The sequence below is a fragment of the Pseudomonas sp. 65/3-MNA-CIBAN-0223 genome (assembly GCF_040310425.1).
Lineage (GTDB): Bacteria > Pseudomonadota > Gammaproteobacteria > Pseudomonadales > Pseudomonadaceae > Aquipseudomonas > Aquipseudomonas gregormendelii.
This window is the reverse complement of sequence record NZ_JBEOPV010000008.1, coordinates 278,701-296,292: the sequence shown is the minus strand read 5'-3', so window position 1 is coordinate 296,292 and position 17,592 is coordinate 278,701. Positions and strand designations below refer to the sequence as shown.

17 protein-coding genes are annotated in these 17,592 nt (G+C 58.3%); 16 read left to right on the top strand and 1 reads right to left on the bottom strand.

The genetic code is table 11. From position 1 onward, the window contains the following. Positions 1 to 9 precede the first annotated feature (9 nt). The 16 genes from AAEZ09_RS12505 to AAEZ09_RS12430 all read left to right on the top strand — a co-directional run bounded on the left by AAEZ09_RS12505 (position 10) and on the right by AAEZ09_RS12430 (position 16,237). Complete coding sequence (locus tag AAEZ09_RS12505; RefSeq protein WP_045061243.1) at positions 10 to 882, top strand: ParB/RepB/Spo0J family partition protein; 873 nt, start codon at positions 10 to 12, stop codon at positions 880 to 882. Positions 883 to 1,030: 148 nt separating this feature from the next. After that, positions 1,031 to 1,438: a F0F1 ATP synthase subunit I gene (locus AAEZ09_RS12500; RefSeq protein ID WP_010465473.1), complete on the top strand. Its 408-nt coding sequence runs from the start codon at positions 1,031 to 1,033 to the stop codon at positions 1,436 to 1,438. A gap of 16 nt (positions 1,439 to 1,454) precedes the next feature. After that, entirely contained in the window at positions 1,455 to 2,324 is an 870-nt protein-coding gene (gene atpB, locus AAEZ09_RS12495; protein ID WP_045061244.1) for a F0F1 ATP synthase subunit A, read from the top strand. Between the two features lie 133 nt (positions 2,325 to 2,457). Then, positions 2,458 to 2,715: a F0F1 ATP synthase subunit C gene (atpE, locus tag AAEZ09_RS12490; protein ID WP_002555987.1), complete on the top strand. Its 258-nt coding sequence runs from the start codon at positions 2,458 to 2,460 to the stop codon at positions 2,713 to 2,715. A 54-nt stretch (positions 2,716 to 2,769) separates the two neighbouring features. After that, the gene (locus AAEZ09_RS12485) at positions 2,770 to 3,240 is read left to right on the top strand and encodes a F0F1 ATP synthase subunit B (protein WP_008027535.1); all 471 of its coding nucleotides are present in this window, start codon (positions 2,770 to 2,772) and stop codon (positions 3,238 to 3,240) included. 12 nt (positions 3,241 to 3,252) lie between these two features. Next, positions 3,253 to 3,789, top strand: a complete 537-nt coding sequence (locus AAEZ09_RS12480; protein WP_008027533.1) for a F0F1 ATP synthase subunit delta — start codon at positions 3,253 to 3,255, stop codon at positions 3,787 to 3,789. A 21-nt stretch (positions 3,790 to 3,810) separates the two neighbouring features. Further along, entirely contained in the window at positions 3,811 to 5,355 is a 1,545-nt protein-coding gene (gene atpA / locus AAEZ09_RS12475; RefSeq protein WP_028620322.1) for a F0F1 ATP synthase subunit alpha, read from the top strand. A gap of 50 nt (positions 5,356 to 5,405) precedes the next feature. Then, entirely contained in the window at positions 5,406 to 6,266 is an 861-nt protein-coding gene (gene atpG, locus AAEZ09_RS12470; RefSeq protein WP_045061245.1) for a F0F1 ATP synthase subunit gamma, read from the top strand. A gap of 27 nt (positions 6,267 to 6,293) precedes the next feature. Beyond that, complete coding sequence (gene atpD / locus AAEZ09_RS12465) at positions 6,294 to 7,673, top strand: F0F1 ATP synthase subunit beta (RefSeq protein WP_045061246.1); 1,380 nt, start codon at positions 6,294 to 6,296, stop codon at positions 7,671 to 7,673. A 45-nt stretch (positions 7,674 to 7,718) separates the two neighbouring features. Continuing rightward, positions 7,719 to 8,144 (top strand): F0F1 ATP synthase subunit epsilon, encoded by a 426-nt coding sequence (locus AAEZ09_RS12460; RefSeq protein WP_007969909.1) that lies wholly within the window; start codon positions 7,719 to 7,721, stop codon positions 8,142 to 8,144. Between the two features lie 117 nt (positions 8,145 to 8,261). Then, entirely contained in the window at positions 8,262 to 9,629 is a 1,368-nt protein-coding gene (gene glmU, locus AAEZ09_RS12455) for a bifunctional UDP-N-acetylglucosamine diphosphorylase/glucosamine-1-phosphate N-acetyltransferase GlmU (RefSeq protein ID WP_205891783.1), read from the top strand. Between the two features lie 194 nt (positions 9,630 to 9,823). Then, positions 9,824 to 10,600, top strand: coding sequence for a DeoR/GlpR family DNA-binding transcription regulator (locus tag AAEZ09_RS12450; protein ID WP_122840923.1), 777 nt, complete (start codon positions 9,824 to 9,826; stop codon positions 10,598 to 10,600). A 1-nt stretch (position 10,601) separates the two neighbouring features. After that, positions 10,602 to 12,434, top strand: a complete 1,833-nt coding sequence (gene glmS, locus AAEZ09_RS12445) for a glutamine--fructose-6-phosphate transaminase (isomerizing) (RefSeq protein ID WP_350599620.1) — start codon at positions 10,602 to 10,604, stop codon at positions 12,432 to 12,434. 101 nt (positions 12,435 to 12,535) lie between these two features. After that, complete coding sequence (locus AAEZ09_RS12440; RefSeq protein ID WP_205891780.1) at positions 12,536 to 13,438, top strand: LysR family transcriptional regulator; 903 nt, start codon at positions 12,536 to 12,538, stop codon at positions 13,436 to 13,438. Positions 13,439 to 13,561: 123 nt separating this feature from the next. Next, the gene (locus tag AAEZ09_RS12435) at positions 13,562 to 14,188 is read left to right on the top strand and encodes a glutathione S-transferase family protein (protein ID WP_350599618.1); all 627 of its coding nucleotides are present in this window, start codon (positions 13,562 to 13,564) and stop codon (positions 14,186 to 14,188) included. Positions 14,189 to 14,206: 18 nt separating this feature from the next. Beyond that, positions 14,207 to 16,237, top strand: a complete 2,031-nt coding sequence (locus AAEZ09_RS12430; RefSeq protein ID WP_350599617.1) for a 2Fe-2S iron-sulfur cluster-binding protein — start codon at positions 14,207 to 14,209, stop codon at positions 16,235 to 16,237. A gap of 223 nt (positions 16,238 to 16,460) precedes the next feature. On the opposite strand, the gene AAEZ09_RS12425 is transcribed toward AAEZ09_RS12430, so the two are convergent. Further along, positions 16,461 to 17,591, bottom strand: a complete 1,131-nt coding sequence (locus tag AAEZ09_RS12425) for a glycosyltransferase family 4 protein (protein ID WP_205891777.1) — start codon at positions 17,589 to 17,591, stop codon at positions 16,461 to 16,463. Position 17,592: the final 1 nt, after the last annotated feature.

Here is a 17,592-nt window from a genome sequence, read left to right as displayed (position 1 = left end):
GGAATCCCCATGGCCGTCAAGAAACGAGGTCTCGGACGTGGACTGGATGCACTGCTGAGCGGTCCTACCGTCAGTTCGCTGGAAGAGCAGGCGGTCCAGGCTGATCAGCGCGAGCTGCAGCACCTGCCGCTGGACCTGATCCAGCGGGGCAAGTATCAGCCGCGCCGGGACATGGATCCCCAGGCGCTGGAGGAGCTGGCGCAGTCCATCAAGGCCCAGGGCGTGATGCAACCGATTGTGGTTCGTCCAATCGGTGGCGGGCGTTTTGAAATCATTGCCGGCGAGCGCCGTTGGCGTGCGAGCCAGCAGGCGGGCCAGGAAACGATCCCCGCAATGGTGCGTGACGTGCCGGACGAGACTGCGATTGCCATGGCGCTGATCGAGAACATCCAGCGCGAAGACCTGAATCCTGTCGAGGAGGCGGTGGCCCTGCAGCGTTTGCAGCAGGAATTCCAGCTGACCCAGCAGCAGGTGGCAGAAGCGGTGGGTAAATCCCGCGTGACCGTAGCCAACCTGCTACGCTTGATCGCGTTGCCCGAAGTAATCAAGACCATGCTGTCCCATGGGGACCTGGAAATGGGCCACGCTCGTGCGTTGCTCGGTTTACCGGAAAATCAGCAGGTTGAAGGGGCGCGACATGTTGTCGCACGAGGGCTGACTGTGCGCCAAACCGAGGCACTGGTTCGGCAGTGGCTGAATGGCAAACCGGAGCCTGTTGAACCGGCTAAACCAGACCCGGATATCGCCAGGCTGGAGCAGCGCCTGGCCGAGCGCCTGGGCTCTGCGGTGCAGATCAGGCACGGAAAGAAGGGCAAGGGCCAATTGGTGATTGGCTACAACTCTCTGGATGAGCTCCAGGGTGTCCTTGCACACATTCGCTGAAACATTTCCTCATGTAGCGAGCAGTCGGAAATCACTACCTGACAGTTGAATAGGGGCTGAACCGCCCCTATACTCTGCGCGCATTTTGTCGGCACAAATTATGCCAAGTTATTGAATTCTGGCAGCCGACCATTGGAGAGCAAAAGTGATGGAAAGCCGCACGCCAAACCGCTTGCCGTTCCATCGCCTGGCAGTTTTTCCGGTGTTAATGGCTCAATTTGTCGTTTTGCTGATCGCCGCTTTGGCGCTTTGGCAATGGCACGGAGTCGTTGCCGGGTACTCGGGACTTTGCGGAGGCCTGATAGCCTTGCTGCCCAATGTTTATTTCGCTCACAGGGCATTTCGGTTTTCCGGCGCCCGAGCAGCCCAAGCCATCGTCCGGTCTTTTTATGCCGGTGAGGCGGGCAAACTGATTTTGACGGCAGTGCTCTTTGCATTGACGTTTGCAGGTGTGAAGCCATTGGCGCCGCTAGCTGTATTCGGCGTCTTCGTGTTGACCCAACTGGTCAGCTGGTTCGCGCCCCTGCTGATGAGAACAAGACTTTCGAGACCTTAGGGCGTTTGAGGCAACCATGGCAGAGACAACCGCTTCGGGCTATATCCAGCACCACTTGCAGAACCTGACCTTCGGTCAGCACCCAACAGGCGGGTGGGGTTTTGCCCACACCGCAGCAGAGGCCAAAGAAATGGGCTTCTGGGCTTTCCACGTCGATACTCTCGGCTGGTCGGTCGCTTTGGGTCTGATTTTCGTTCTTCTTTTCCGCATGGCGGCAAAGAAAGCGACATCCGGTCAGCCTGGTGCTTTGCAGAACTTCGTTGAAGTATTGGTCGAATTCGTCGATGGCAGCGTGAAAGACAGCTTCCATGGCCGTAGCCCGGTGATTGCACCGCTGGCACTGACTATCTTCGTCTGGGTCTTCCTGATGAACGCCGTCGACCTGATCCCGGTTGACTGGATTCCTCAGCTGGCCATCCTGATCACTGGCGATGCGCACATTCCGTTCCGTGCCGTATCCACCACTGACCCGAACGCTACCCTGGGCATGGCCCTGTCGGTGTTCGCGTTGATCATTTTCTACAGCATCAAGGTCAAGGGCATCGGCGGCTTCATCGGCGAACTGACCCTGCACCCTTTCGGCAGCAAGAACATTTTTCTTCAAGCCCTGCTGATTCCGGTGAACTTCCTGCTGGAGTTCGTGACGCTGATCGCCAAGCCTATATCCCTGGCACTGCGTCTGTTCGGCAACATGTACGCCGGCGAGCTGGTCTTCATTCTGATTGCTGTGATGTTCGGCAGCGGTCTGCTCTGGCTTAGCGGCCTGGGCATAGTTCTGCAGTGGGCGTGGGCTGTGTTCCACATCCTGATCATCACCCTGCAGGCGTTTATCTTCATGATGCTGACCATCGTCTACCTGTCGATGGCGCACGAAGAGAACCATTAAGATCAGTCTCGACTGGTCTGATGTCCCACCCGGTCAAACGGGTGGGTGCCCTAACAGGGCTATGAAACGATTTGTTTTACCGCTTTAAAATCTAAAAAACCTAAACCATACGACGTAAAAGTCGGGAGGAAAGATGGAAACTGTAGTTGGTCTAACCGCTATCGCTGTTGCACTGTTGATCGGCCTGGGCGCACTGGGTACCGCAATTGGTTTCGGCCTGTTGGGTGGCAAGTTCCTGGAAGGCGCAGCGCGTCAGCCAGAGATGGTTCCAATGCTGCAAGTTAAAATGTTCATCGTTGCCGGTCTGCTCGACGCCGTAACCATGATCGGTGTTGGTATCGCTCTGTTCTTCACTTTCGCGAACCCATTCGTTGGTCAACTCGCTGGCTAATTACTCGCCTTCGAGTAATTGGTGTGATGTGCAACGAACGAGCGAGGTGTTGGCGTGAACATTAATGCAACCCTGATTGGCCAGTCCGTTGCGTTCTTCATTTTTGTACTGTTTTGCATGAAGTTCGTGTGGCCTCCGGTCATCGCGGCTTTGCACGAACGTCAGAAGAAGATCGCGGATGGACTGGACGCTGCCGCCCGAGCAGCTCGCGACCTGGAGCTGGCCCAAGATAAAGCGGGTCAGCAACTGCGCGAAGCGAAAGCTCAGGCAGCCGAAATCATTGAGCAAGCCAAGAAACGCGGTAACCAGATTGTTGAAGAGGCTGTTGAAAAAGCCCGTATCGACGCTGACCGTGTGAAGGTTCAGGCTCAGGCCGAGATCGAACAGGAACTGAACAGTGTCAAAGACGCTCTGCGTGCCCAACTGGGTGCTCTGGCTGTCGGCGGCGCCGAGAAGATCCTGGGTGCCACAATCGATCAAAACGCGCACGCGGAGCTGGTAAACAAACTGGCTGCTGAAATTTAAGCGAGGGCGATCATGGCAGAATTGACCACGTTGGCCCGACCTTACGCTAAGGCAGCCTTCGAGCACGCCCAGGCCCACCAGCAACTGGCCTCTTGGTCAGCCATGCTCGGCCTGGCTGCAGCAGTGTCGCAAGACGACACCATGCAGCGCGTGCTCAAGGCCCCGCGACTGACGAGCGCAGACAAGGCCGCCACGTTTATTGACGTGTGCGGCGACAAGTTTGATGCCAAGGCACAGAACTTCATCAACGTCGTTGCCGAAAACGACCGTCTCCCGCTTTTGCCGGAGATATCCGCTCTGTTCGACCTGTACAAGGCTGAACAAGAGAAGTCGGTAGACGTTGAAGTGACCAGTGCTTTTGCATTGAACCAAGAACAGCAAGACAAACTCGCCAAGGTTCTCAGTGCACGACTCAACCGGGAAGTGCGCCTGCAAGTCGAGGAAGACAAATCCCTTATTGGGGGCATTGTCATCCGCGCCGGCGACCTGGTTATCGATGGCTCGGTTCGCGGCAAACTCGCGAGCCTAGCCGAAGCATTGAAATCTTGAGTTTGAAGGGGCAGCAGAGCAATGCAGCAACTCAATCCTTCCGAAATAAGTGAAATTATCAAGGGCCGCATCGACAAGCTCGATGTGACCTCCCAAGCCCGTAACGAAGGCACTGTCGTCAGCGTATCTGACGGTATCGTGCGGATTCACGGTCTGGCCGACGTAATGTACGGCGAGATGATCGAGTTTCCGGGCGGCGTCTTCGGTATGGCTCTCAACCTGGAGCAGGACTCCGTAGGTGCCGTAGTTTTGGGCTCCTACCAGTCTCTGGCTGAAGGCATGAGCGCCAAGTGCACTGGCCGCATCCTCGAAGTTCCGGTTGGTAAGGAACTGCTGGGTCGCGTAGTCGACGCACTGGGTAACCCTGTTGACGGCAAAGGTCCACTGGGCAACACCGAGACCGACGCGGTCGAGAAAGTTGCTCCAGGCGTGATCTGGCGTAAGTCGGTAGACCAGCCTGTACAGACTGGCTACAAGGCTGTCGATGCCATGATCCCTGTCGGCCGTGGCCAGCGTGAGCTGATCATCGGTGACCGTCAGATCGGTAAAACCGCTCTGGCGATCGACGCGATCATCAACCAGAAAAACAGCGGTATTTTCTGCGTCTACGTAGCGATCGGTCAGAAGCAGTCGACCATCGCCAACGTGGTTCGCAAGCTGGAAGAAAACGGCGCACTGGCTAACACCATCGTCGTTGCCGCGAGCGCTTCGGAATCTGCAGCACTGCAGTTCCTGGCTCCGTATTCCGGTTGCACCATGGGTGAATTCTTCCGCGACCGCGGTGAAGACGCGCTGATCGTTTATGACGATCTGTCCAAGCAAGCAGTGGCTTACCGCCAGATTTCCCTGCTGCTGCGCCGTCCACCAGGCCGTGAAGCTTACCCAGGCGACGTGTTCTATCTCCACTCCCGTCTGCTGGAGCGCGCATCCCGCGTTTCGGAAGAATACGTAGAGAAGTTCACCAACGGCGCAGTGACCGGCAAAACCGGTTCCCTGACCGCACTGCCGATCATCGAAACCCAGGCTGGCGACGTTTCCGCGTTCGTTCCGACCAACGTGATTTCCATCACCGACGGTCAGATCTTCCTGGAATCGGCCATGTTCAACTCCGGGATCCGTCCTGCTGTGAACGCCGGTGTTTCGGTATCCCGTGTGGGTGGTGCCGCTCAGACCAAGATCATCAAGAAGCTCTCCGGTGGTATCCGTACCGCTCTGGCTCAGTACCGTGAACTGGCGGCATTCGCCCAGTTCGCTTCTGACCTGGACGAAGCGACCCGTAAGCAACTTGAGCATGGTCAGCGCGTTACCGAGCTGATGAAGCAGAAGCAATACGCACCAATGTCGATCGCTGACATGGCGCTGTCGCTGTATGCCGCTGAGCGTGGGTTCCTGACTGACGTTGAAATCGCCAAGATCGGCAGCTTCGAACAAGCGCTGATTGCTTTCTTCAACCGCGATCACGCCGATTTGATGGCGAAGATCAACGTGAAGGGTGACTTCAATGACGAAATCGACGCTGGCATGAAAGCCGGTATCGAGAAGTTCAAGGCCACCCAAACCTGGTAAGCCGCAGCGGGAGCCGCGAGGCTCCCGCTTGCTAACCTGATAGGTGTTACATGGCAGGCGCAAAAGAGATTCGCAGTAAGATTGCGAGCATCAAAAGCACGCAAAAGATTACCAGCGCCATGGAAAAAGTGGCGGTCAGTAAAATGCGCAAGGCACAAATGCGCATGGCTGCTAGCCGTCCTTACGCGGAGCGCATCCGCCAGGTTATTGGCCATCTGGCCAACGCCAACCCGGAATATCGCCACCCGTTCATGATCGACCGTGAAGTAAAGCGCGTTGGTTATGTTGTGGTGAGCAGCGACCGTGGTCTGTGTGGTGGCTTGAACACCAACCTGTTCAAGGCTCTGGTCAAGGACATGGCGGTAAACCGCGAAAACGGCGTCGAGATCGATCTGTGTGTTGTTGGTAGCAAGGGTGCGGCTTTCTTCCGCAACTTCGGCGGTAACGTCGTAGCAGCTATCAGCCACCTGGGTGAAGAGCCGTCGATCAATGACCTGATCGGCAGCGTCAAGGTGATGCTGGATGCCTACCTGGACGGCCGTATTGACCGCTTGTCCGTGGTGTCCAACAAGTTCATCAACACCATGACGCAACAGCCTACCGTGGAGCAATTGATTCCTCTGGTGGCAACGCCGGAACAGGAACTCAAGCACCACTGGGATTATCTGTACGAACCGGACGCCAAAGAGCTGCTTGATGGCTTGATGGTCCGTTACGTGGAGTCGCAGGTCTACCAGGCGGTGGTCGAGAACAACGCGGCTGAACAAGCTGCGCGGATGATCGCGATGAAGAACGCTACCGACAACGCCGGTGATTTGATCAGCGATTTGCAGCTGGTCTACAACAAGGCGCGTCAGGCTGCGATCACCCAAGAGATCTCGGAAATCGTCGGCGGCGCTGCCGCGGTTTAACGGTTCAAATATTCAGAGGATCCAGCTATGAGTAGCGGACGTATCGTTCAAATCATCGGCGCCGTTATCGACGTGGAATTTCCACGCGACAGCGTACCGAGCATCTACAACGCTTTGAGTGTAAAAAGCGAAGCCGGCACCACCCTGGAAGTTCAGCAGCAGCTGGGCGACGGCGTGGTACGTACCATTGCGATGGGTTCCACCGAGGGCTTGAAGCGCGGTCTGGAAGTCACCGACTCTGGCGCTGCCATCTCCGTACCGGTTGGTAAAGCGACCCTGGGCCGGATCATGGACGTTCTGGGCAACCCGATCGACGAAGCTGGCCCGATCGACACCGAAGAGCGCTGGGGCATTCACCGTCCTGCGCCAACCTTCGCTGAACAAGCTGGCGGCAACGACCTGCTGGAAACCGGCATCAAGGTTATCGACCTAGTTTGCCCGTTCGCCAAGGGTGGTAAAGTTGGTCTGTTCGGTGGTGCCGGTGTAGGCAAAACCGTAAACATGATGGAATTGATCCGTAACATCGCCATCGAGCACAGCGGTTATTCCGTGTTCGCCGGTGTGGGTGAGCGTACTCGTGAGGGTAACGACTTCTACCACGAGATGAAGGATTCCAACGTTCTGGACAAAGTGGCACTGGTTTACGGTCAGATGAACGAGCCGCCGGGTAACCGTCTGCGCGTAGCACTGACCGGCCTGACCATGGCCGAGAAGTTCCGTGACGAAGGTAACGACGTTCTGTTGTTCGTCGACAACATCTATCGTTACACCCTGGCCGGTACTGAAGTATCCGCACTGCTGGGCCGTATGCCTTCCGCAGTAGGTTACCAGCCGACCCTGGCCGAAGAGATGGGTACTCTGCAAGAGCGTATCACTTCGACCAAAAACGGTTCGATCACCTCCATCCAAGCGGTATACGTACCTGCGGATGACTTGACTGACCCGTCGCCAGCGACCACTTTCGCCCACTTGGACGCCACCGTCGTTCTGTCCCGTGACATCGCTTCCCTGGGTATCTACCCAGCGGTCGATCCACTCGACTCGACTTCGCGCCAGCTGGATCCGAACGTGATCGGCCAGGACCACTACGACACCGCTCGCGGCGTTCAGTACGTTCTGCAGCGTTACAAAGAACTGAAGGACATCATTGCGATCCTGGGTATGGACGAGCTGTCGGAAACCGACAAGCAGTTGGTAAACCGCGCTCGTAAGATCCAGCGTTTCTTGTCGCAGCCGTTCTTCGTGGCTGAAGTCTTCACCGGTGCTTCGGGTAAATACGTTTCCCTGAAAGACACCATTGCTGGCTTCAAAGGCATCCTCAACGGTGACTACGACCACCTGCCAGAACAAGCGTTCTACATGGTCGGCGGCATCGAAGAAGCGATCGAGAAAGCCAAGAAACTGTAATCCCGGCGCCCGGCAACGGGCGCTAATTTAGGTTGAGGCAATCAGATGGCTATGACAGTCCATTGCGATATCGTCAGCGCGGAAGGGGAAATCTTTTCCGGCCTGGTCGAGATGGTAATTGCGCACGGTGCACTCGGTGATCTTGGTATCGCCCTGGGTCACGCGCCGCTGATCACTAATCTCAAGCCGGGCCCGATCCGCCTGGTCAAGCAAGGCGGGGAAGAGGAGGTGTATTACATCTCTGGTGGTTTCCTCGAGGTTCAGCCGAACATGGTCAAGGTTCTTGCCGACACTGTGCAACGTGCTGCCGACCTGGACGAAGCCTCCGCTCAGGAAGCCGTCAAGGCTGCCGAGAAGGCCCTGCATGAACGTGGCGCTGAATTCGATTACGGTTCTGCCGCTGCACGTCTGGCCGAGGCTGCAGCTCAGCTGCGCACCGTCCAGCAGATCCGCAAGAAGTTTGGCCACTAACAGGCCTGCCACTTGTTGTGCGATTGATTAAAAAGGGTAGCCTCGGCTACCCTTTTTTCTTTTCCGATATTCATCACCTGGTCGCAGCCGCTGACCACCCAGGATTGGTAGCCAGTCATGTCTCTAGAAATCGTTATCCTCGCTGCAGGCCAAGGCACGCGCATGCGTTCGTCGTTGCCCAAGGTACTGCACCCGATCGCCGGCAACTCGATGCTTGGCCATGTTATCCACACCGCGCGCCAACTTGATCCACAGCGCATCCACGTGGTCATTGGTCACGGCGCAGACGCTGTACGTGAGCGGCTGGCGGCGGATGACCTGAATTTTGTCCTGCAGGACAAACAGCTGGGTACTGGACATGCCGTTGCCCAGGCGGTGCCGTTCATCGAATCCGACACCGTGCTGATCCTGTACGGCGACGTGCCGTTGATCGAAGTTGAAACCCTGCAGCGCCTGCTCAAGAAAGTAGCCGCGCAGCAGTTGGGTCTGCTGACCGTGGAGCTGGACGACCCGACCGGTTATGGCCGCATCGTGCGTGATGCCCAAGGGCAGGTGACCGCCATCGTCGAGCAAAAAGACGCCGACGAAACCCAGCGCGCCATCACCGAAGGTAACACCGGCATCCTGGCCATGCCTTTTGCCCAGCTGAGTGGCTGGATGAGCCGGCTCTCCAACAACAACGCACAAGGCGAGTACTACCTCACCGACGTGATCGCCATGGCAGTCGGCGATGGCCTGGTGGTGGCAACCGAGCAGGCGCACGACGCCATGGAAGTGCAGGGCGCCAACGATCGCAAGCAGCTCTCCGAGCTGGAGCGCCACTATCAGTTGCGCGCGGGGCTGCGCCTGATGGCTCAAGGCGTAACACTGCGCGACCCGGCGCGTTTTGATGTACGCGGCGATGTCACGGTTGGCCGCGACGTACTGATCGACATCAACGTGATTCTGGAAGGCAAAGTCGTTATCGAAGACGACGTGGTGATTGGTCCGAACTGCGTGATCAAGGACAGCACCCTGCGTAAGGGGGTGGTGATCAAAGCCAATAGTCATATCGACGGCGCGATCATGGGTGAGGGCAGCGATGCCGGCCCGTTCGCTCGCCTGCGTCCAGGTAGCGTGCTCGAAGCGCGGGCGCATGTGGGTAACTTTGTCGAACTCAAGAACGCCCACCTGGGTGAAGGCGCGAAGGCCGGTCATCTGACCTACCTGGGCGATGCCGAGGTCGGTGCGCGTACCAACATTGGCGCTGGCACCATCACTTGTAACTATGACGGCGCCAACAAGTGGAAAACCGTATTGGGCGAGGACGTGTTCATTGGTTCCAACAATTCGTTGGTGGCGCCTGTGGATATCTCTAACGGCGCAACGACGGCTGCCGGTTCGACCATTACGCAGAATGTGGATAACGCGCAGTTGGCCGTAGGTCGTGCACGCCAGAAGAACATCGACGGGTGGAAGCGCCCGGAAAAAATAAAGAAACCGTAAGTTATCCACAATACCTCGTAGGAGCTGCCGAAAGCTGCGATCTTTTGATCTTGAAAAATCAACTGCAAAAGATCGCAGCCTGCGGCAGCTCCTACGCGGTTATCCACAGAACTTTTTCTCGCCACCGCTTGACGAAGTTTCAGTAATAGGTTTTGATTGCTTTCGTTATCTTTCGAATCGAAACTTACCAAGTCATGTCGAAGCGCAATACCCCCCAACGCCGTCACAACATACTCGCCTTGCTCAACGTGCAGGGCGAAGTGAGTGTGGACGAATTGGCCAAGCGTTTCGAAACCTCGGAAGTTACGATTCGCAAGGATCTTGCCGCGCTTGAAAGCAATGGTCTCCTGCTGCGCCGTTACGGTGGAGCAATCACCATGCCTCAGGAACTGGTGGCCGACATTGGCCTGCCGGTCTCCAAATACAAGCAGGCCGTCGCCCGCGCCGCCGTCTCGCGGATTCGCGAGCATGCGCGAATCATCATCGACAGTGGCAGCACCACTGCGGCAATGATCCCGGAACTCGGACAACAACCGGGTCTGGTCGTGATGACCAACTCGTTGCATGTCGCCAGTGCTTTAAACGAACTGGAACACGAACCGGTGCTGTTGATGACCGGTGGAACCTGGGATCCGCATTCCGAATCCTTCCAGGGCCAGGTCGCCGAGCAGGTACTGCGCTCTTACGACTTTGACCAACTGTTCATTGGTGCCGATGGCATCGACCTGGTTCGCGGTACCACCACCTTCAACGAACTGCTGGGCCTGAGCCGCGTCATGGCCGAAGTCGCCCGGGAGGTGGTGGTGATGGTCGAGTCCGACAAGATAGGTCGCAAGATACCCAATTTGGAGCTGCCCTGGAGCAGCGTCCATACCCTTATTACCGATGATCGCCTGCCGCTTGAGGCACGCGATCAGATTCAGGCGCGCGGGATCACCCTGATCTGCGCAGCTGTCAGTCAGGAGAAATAGCATGTGTGGAATTGTCGGCGCAGTCGCAGAACGTAACATCACCCCGATCCTGCTCGAAGGCCTCAAGCGTCTTGAATACCGCGGCTACGACAGCGCCGGTGTAGCGGTGTACACCAACGACGAAAAGCTTGAGCGCATGCGCCGTCCAGGCAAAGTCAGCGAGCTGGAACTGGCCCTGACCGAAGAACCACTGTTGGGGCGTCTGGGCATCGCCCACACCCGCTGGGCGACCCATGGCGCGCCGTGCGAACGCAATGCTCACCCGCATTTCTCCGGCGACCTGGCGGTGGTGCACAACGGCATCATCGAAAACCACGAAGCCCTTCGTCATCAACTCAAGGCCCTGGGTTACGTGTTCACTTCGGACACCGATACCGAAGTCATTGCCCACTTGCTGAACCACAAGCTCAAGGATCTGGCTGACCTGACCGTGGCGCTCAAGGCTACCGTTAAGGAATTGCACGGTGCCTACGGCCTGGCCGTCATCAGCGCTGATCAACCGGATCGCCTGGTTGCCGCGCGCAGTGGCAGCCCGCTTGTGATCGGCCTCGGCATGGGTGAGAACTTCCTGGCTTCGGACCAGTTGGCCCTGCGTCAGGTCACGGACCGCTTCATGTACCTTGAAGAAGGCGATATCGCCGAGATTCGTCGCGACAGCGTGCAGATCTGGGACGTCAACGGCCAGAGCGTCGAGCGCGAATCCGTGCAATACCGCGATGGTGCCGAAGCCGCCGACAAAGGCGAGTTCCGCCACTTCATGCTTAAGGAAATCCACGAGCAGCCAGCGGTCGTGCAACGCACCCTCGAAGGTCGACTGAGCCAGAATCAGGTGCTGGTACAGGCTTTCGGTCCACAGGCTGCCGAGTTGTTCGCCAAAGTGCGCAACGTGCAGATCGTCGCCTGCGGCACCAGCTACCACGCGGGGATGGTTGCCCGTTACTGGCTGGAAGAACTGGCCGGCATCCCTTGCCAGGTCGAAGTGGCCAGTGAGTTCCGCTATCGCAAGGTGGTGGTACAGCCCGACACCCTGTTTGTGACCATCTCCCAGTCCGGCGAGACCGCCGACACCCTGGCGGCGCTGCGTAATGCCAAGGAGCTGGGCTTCCTGGCCAGCCTGGCGATCTGCAACGTGGGCATCAGCTCGCTGGTGCGTGAGTCCGACCTGACCCTGCTGACCCAGGCCGGCCGTGAGATTGGCGTGGCTTCCACCAAAGCGTTCACCACTCAACTGGTCGGCCTGTTGTTGCTGACCCTGTCCCTGGGCCAGGTTCGGGGCACGTTGGCCGATGGCGTCGAAGCCACCCTGGTCGAAGAGTTGCGTCGTCTGCCAGCCCGCCTGGGCGAAGCCCTGGCGATGGACAGCACCGTCGAGAAAGTCGCCGAGCTGTTCGCCGAGAAGAATCACACCTTGTTCCTGGGCCGCGGTGCACAATTCCCTGTCGCCATGGAAGGTGCGCTCAAGCTCAAGGAAATCTCCTACATCCACGCCGAAGCCTATCCGGCCGGTGAGCTCAAGCATGGTCCTCTGGCGCTTGTGGATAACGACATGCCAGTGGTTACCGTGGCGCCGAACAACGAGCTGCTGGAAAAGCTCAAATCCAATCTCCAGGAAGTGCGCGCCCGCGGTGGTGAGCTGATCGTCTTCGCCGACGAGAAGGCCGGCATGACCAACGGTGAAGGCACCCACGTCGTACACATGCCGCACATCCACGACATCCTTTCGCCAATCCTCTACACCATTCCGCTGCAGCTGCTGTCGTACTACGTTGCCGTACTGAAAGGCACCGACGTCGATCAGCCGCGAAATCTGGCGAAATCGGTCACTGTGGAATAAGTTATCCACAACCTGGTGAGAACTTAAGATCGCATCCATCGAGCTCTTGTAGGAGCTGCCGAAGGCTGCGATCTTTTGCTTTTAACAAAGAGCGAACGCCCATGGACCGCTTCCAGGAAATGCAGGTATTCGCCGCCGTCGCCCAAGCCCAGGGCTTTTCGGCGGCAGCGCGGCATTTGGGTATGTCTGCAGCCAGCGTCACTCGCGCAGTCGCCGCGTTGGAGAAGCGCATCGGCACGCAGCTGCTCACGCGCACCACCCGCAGCGTCCACCTCAGTGAAGCGGGGCAGCGTTATCTGGAGGATTGTCGGAGAATTCTTGGCGAGGTGCAGGAAGCCGAGGATTCGGCGGCGGGCAGTCATGCCCAGCCCCGTGGGCAGTTAACGGTGACCGCCCCCGTCCTGTTTGGCGATCTTTTTGTCACACCGATCATGGTGAGTTACCTGACCCGGTTTCCTGAAGTCAGCATCAACGCTTTATTGGTTGATCGAGTCGTCAGCATGGTCGAGGAAGGCGTTGATGTCGCCGTGCGCATTGGCGAGCTGGCCGACAGTAATCAGCATGCTATTCGGGTGGGTGAGGTTCGCCGGGTCATCTGTGCGTCGCCGTCCTTTCTCCAGGCTAATGGCCGACCAGAACACCCGCAGGATCTTGCCCAAGTGCCGGTCATTGCAACTTCCGCGACAGGGCTGCAACGCAACTGGCCATTCCTCGACGCCGGCAATTCGCTGATGGTGCGCCTGGAACCGCGGCTGACGGTGACGGCTAATCAGGCGGCAATCAGTGCGGCTTGCCTGGGGCTGGGTTTCACTCGGGTGCTTTCCTACCAGGTGGCGAACCACGTCGAGGCAGGTGAGCTGGAAGTTGTGCTCGCGGAGTTCGAACTGCCACCGCTGCCCATTCATGTCGTCTACCAGGGCGGCCGTAAGGCACCGGCGCGCATTCGCGGCTTCGTGGATTTTGCAGTCAATGAACTGCGCGAACATCCGTCCCTGCGTCGCTGAATTATTGCTCTTAGTGAAATTATGGATTGCGAATGCTGGTGATTCTATAGATCTGTGGATTGGTAGAGGATGGCTTTCCTCGGCGCTGAGCTCCTCATCTGCGCCCCAACTGCGGAGTTCACCATGCAACCGATCAAACTCTATAACTTCCCGCGCTCCGGCCATGCACATCGCGCCGAGCTGATGCTGTCCCTGCTGCAGCTACCCACTGAGCTGATCTTCGTCGACCTGGCCAAGGGCGCGCACAAGCAGCCCGAGTACCTGGCCCTCAATCCGTTCGGGCAAGTGCCGGTACTGGATGATCAGGGAGTCATCCTCGCCGATTCCAATGCGATTCTGGTTTATCTGGCGCACAAGTATGGCAACGGTCGCTGGTTGCCGACGGATCCTGTGGCAGCCGCCAGGGTGCAACACTGGCTGTCGGTTGCTGCGGGGCAGATTGCTTTTGGTCCGGCTCGTGCTCGGCTGATCACAGTGTTCGGTGCGCCCTACAATGCCGAAGAAGCCATCACTCGCGCCCACGACCTGCTCAAGGTTATGGACCATGAACTGGCGGATACCCCATGGCTGGCCGGAACCGAACCTACGATCGCCGATGTCGCTGCCTACAGTTACATCGCCCATGCGCCTGAAGGCAATGTATCACTCGAGGCTTACGCCAATGTGCGCGCCTGGCTGGCGCGTGTGGAAGCCTTGCCAGGGTTTGTGCCGATGCCGCGTACCGTCGCCGGTTTGCAAACCACTGCCTGATGCAGGGGAGATGCCGTTATGGAACGTTCACCGTGGCACGTCGGCGAAAGACAGTTGCAAGAGCATGTCGGAGTAGCCGAGCGCATGGAGGCATTCGGACGCAGGGTGATTCGCCGCGAGGTGCCGGATCAGCACCGCCAGTTTTATCAGCAACTGCCATTCATGCTGTACGGTGCGGTGGATGCAAACGGTGATCCGTGGGCCAGCGTGCTTGAAGGCGCGCCTGGATTTGCCCACTCCCTGCAGCCCGGTGTGTTGCAATTAGACAGCCTGCCGGGTGCCGATGACCCGGCGCAATTGACCCAAGGCGCCGCGATCGGACTCCTGGGCATCGAGCTGCACACCCGGCGCAGGAATCGTCTCAATGGCCATGTCGGCAACCTGACAGCCAAAGGCTTTGACGTTACGGTTGACCAGTCCTTCGGCAATTGCCCGCAGTACATTCAGTTGCGTCAGTTTCATACAGTGCCGCTGGCAGAACCTTCGTCGCGCATTGCTGAACGCCTGGGCGCGCTGGATTTCGCGGCCCGGGACATGATTACCCGTGCCGACACCTTCTTCGTCGCCAGTTATGTAGACATCGACGGCCAACGCGCGGTCGACGTATCGCATCGCGGTGGTCAGGCCGGATTCGTCCAGGTACATGGCAATCGACTGACCATTCCGGATTTTGCCGGCAATCTGCACTTCAACACCTTGGGCAACCTGCTGGTCAATCCTCGGGCGGGCCTGTTGTTCATCGATTTCACTTCCGGCGACCTGCTGCAACTGGCGGGTCGCACTGAAATCATCCTCGATGGCCCACAGGTGGAAGCCTTTCAAGGTGCCGAACGGTTGTGGACCTTCGACGTAGAGCGCGTGGTGCGTCGCCCGGCAGCTCTGGCTCTGCGCTGGCGCTTCGACGGAGTCTCGCCCAACAGCCTGATGACCGGCACCTGGGAGCAGGCGGCCGCGCGGTTGCAGGCCCAGGCGTTGGGCGATCGCTGGCGGCCATTGCGAGTGGTGCGCATCGAAGCGCAAAGCCGCAACATTCGCTCGATTTATCTCGAACCAGCGGATGATGCAGGGTTACCGGTGTTCCAGGCCGGTCAGCATTTACCGTTGCGATTTGATATCGGCGGTGAAAATCACATCCGCACCTACAGCCTGTCGAGCGCACCCTCCGACGATTTTTTCCGTATCAGCGTAAAGCGCGAGGGGCTGGTGTCTTCGTTCCTGCACGATCAGCTCAAGGTCGGTGATGTCCTGGAAGCTCGTGCACCCCAGGGGCATTTCACCGTGGCGCCCCACGAGCGACGGCCGTTGGTGTTGCTCGCGGCGGGCGTTGGCATTACGCCATTGCTCTCGATGTTGCGCGAGGTGGTGTATCAAGGCCTGCGCACCCGGCGCATTCGTCCTACGTGGTTGTTCCAGAGTTCGCGCACTCTCGACGACCAGCCATTTCGCGTCGAGCTGGATCAACTCCTGGAAACGGCGGGAGACGCGGTAAGGGTGCTGCGCTTGCTCAGCCAGCCGGAAGAAGGATTACTGGAGGGAGAGGACTTTGATCTGAGCGGACGGATCAGCACGGCGTTGCTCAACAACATCCTTGGAGTGGAAGACTACAACCAGCCGGATTTTGTCCTGTGCGGCCCCGGAGGTTTCACTCAGGGTCTGTATGACAGCCTGCGGGAACTGGACATTCGCGATGCGCAGATTCACGCGGAAACCTTTGGCCCCTCGACTCTGCGGCGCCAGCTAGACCCTGATGCCGTGGTGATCGAACAACTGCCGGCGGCGACTACCTCGGTGCCGGTGGTGTTCCAGCGATCGGCCAAGGAGGCCCGCTGGCAACCCGACGGGGGCAGTTTGCTGGAGTTGGCGGAGAGTCGCGGCTTGCGTCCTGAATTCAGTTGCCGGGGCGGTTCATGCGGCACCTGCAAGACGCGCCTGGTGAGCGGCCAGGTGAATTATCCACAGCCCCCGGCGGAGATTCCCGGTGAGGGGCAAGTGTTGATCTGTTGCGCGGTGCCGGCGCAGGGATCACAGCCTTTGGTGCTTGACCTGTAGGAGCTGTCTCGTGGAACGAGGCTGCGATCTTTTGATCCTGCAACCAACGTCAAAAGATCGCAGCCTCGTTGCACTCGACAGCTCCTACAGGGATCACAGGGATCACAGGGATCACAGGGATCACAGGGATCACAGGGATCGCAGGATCACAGGATCAGAGGATCGCAGGATCACAAGGGCCACAGCGGCCACAGGGCCATGAACAACACGACAATCAGCCAGGTCATGCGTAAGCCAACGATTTCTCGGCCAACAGCTCTTCATACAGAGCCGCCCACTTGCGCCCCATCTCGTCAGCGGTAAACAACTGCCGATACCGCGCCTGCGCGTTTGCCCCCATTTGCGCCGCCAGCGCCGGGTTTTCCCAAAGGGTGCGCATCGCCTCACGAAACGCCTGTGGATTACTGGGCGGCACGACCAGCCCGGTCTCATTGTGAATATTGATGTAGCTGGTGCCTGTGCCGATCTCGCTGGAGATCATCGGCTTGCCGTACATCGCGCCCTCAAGCAGCGAAATACCGAACGCTTCAGAGCGCAGGTGAGACGGGAAGACCACCGCGTAACTGAGCTCCAGCAGGGTGACCTTGTCCTCGTCGCCGAGGAAGCCGAGGAAGTGCAGGTTGCGCAGACCCAAGGCCTGCGCCTGGGCATGCAGCTCTTTTTCCAGAGGGCCGGCGCCCACGATCACCACCGGATAATTGAGCCCCTGCATGGCGTCCAGCAGGATATGCAGGCCCTTGTAATAACGCATTACTCCAACAAACAGGAAGAACTTGTCGCCCAGCTGCTGGCGCCAGCGTTCGGTACGCGCTGCGTCATGTTGTGGATAACCTGACTTGTCGAGCCCGTAGGTAATGACCCTGGTCTTCTCGCGGTAGTCCTTCAGCACATCGCTGGTGTGAAAATAGTTAGGCGAAGCCGCAACGATGCGGTCGGCACTGTCCAGGAATCGACGCATCAAGGGCCGATACAGCCTGAGCAGATGGCGCTGGCGAATGATGTCCGAGTGATAGCTGACCACGCAGGGTTTCTTGGTGGCCGTGCAGAAATGCACCAGATCCATGAAGGGCCAGGGGAAGTGATAATTGACCACGTCCGCTTCGGCTGCCAGCTCGCGAAACTGCTTGAAGACGCTGTAGGAAAAGCCCGTAGAGGCCAGCTGAAAATCCATCCTGGCCTGATGAACCTGATGTTCGCGGATCTGCAACACGCCTGGCGCCGGATTGTTGCTCAGCGTCAGCACCGTGCTCTCGACACCGTGACGGGCGCCGCTTTCGCTCATCTGGAAGATGACTTGTTCGATGCCACCCATGGAGTCGGGCAAATAGGTTTTATAAAAGTGCAGAACTCGCATA

Coding starts and splice junctions, on each gene's coding strand:
- AAEZ09_RS12425 (WP_205891777.1), bottom strand. CDS start 17,591: ATGCGAGTTCTGCACTTTTATAAAACCTATTTGCCCGACTCCATGGGT.
- AAEZ09_RS12430 (WP_350599617.1), top strand. CDS start 14,207: ATGGAACGTTCACCGTGGCACGTCGGCGAAAGACAGTTGCAAGAGCAT.
- AAEZ09_RS12480 (WP_008027533.1), top strand. CDS start 3,253: ATGGCAGAATTGACCACGTTGGCCCGACCTTACGCTAAGGCAGCCTTC.
- glmU (WP_205891783.1), top strand. CDS start 8,262: ATGTCTCTAGAAATCGTTATCCTCGCTGCAGGCCAAGGCACGCGCATG.
- atpA (WP_028620322.1), top strand. CDS start 3,811: ATGCAGCAACTCAATCCTTCCGAAATAAGTGAAATTATCAAGGGCCGC.
- atpE (WP_002555987.1), top strand. CDS start 2,458: ATGGAAACTGTAGTTGGTCTAACCGCTATCGCTGTTGCACTGTTGATC.
- atpB (WP_045061244.1), top strand. CDS start 1,455: ATGGCAGAGACAACCGCTTCGGGCTATATCCAGCACCACTTGCAGAAC.
- atpG (WP_045061245.1), top strand. CDS start 5,406: ATGGCAGGCGCAAAAGAGATTCGCAGTAAGATTGCGAGCATCAAAAGC.
- AAEZ09_RS12450 (WP_122840923.1), top strand. CDS start 9,824: ATGTCGAAGCGCAATACCCCCCAACGCCGTCACAACATACTCGCCTTG.
- AAEZ09_RS12435 (WP_350599618.1), top strand. CDS start 13,562: ATGCAACCGATCAAACTCTATAACTTCCCGCGCTCCGGCCATGCACAT.
- AAEZ09_RS12505 (WP_045061243.1), top strand. CDS start 10: ATGGCCGTCAAGAAACGAGGTCTCGGACGTGGACTGGATGCACTGCTG.
- glmS (WP_350599620.1), top strand. CDS start 10,602: ATGTGTGGAATTGTCGGCGCAGTCGCAGAACGTAACATCACCCCGATC.
- AAEZ09_RS12460 (WP_007969909.1), top strand. CDS start 7,719: ATGGCTATGACAGTCCATTGCGATATCGTCAGCGCGGAAGGGGAAATC.
- AAEZ09_RS12440 (WP_205891780.1), top strand. CDS start 12,536: ATGGACCGCTTCCAGGAAATGCAGGTATTCGCCGCCGTCGCCCAAGCC.
- AAEZ09_RS12500 (WP_010465473.1), top strand. CDS start 1,031: ATGGAAAGCCGCACGCCAAACCGCTTGCCGTTCCATCGCCTGGCAGTT.
- atpD (WP_045061246.1), top strand. CDS start 6,294: ATGAGTAGCGGACGTATCGTTCAAATCATCGGCGCCGTTATCGACGTG.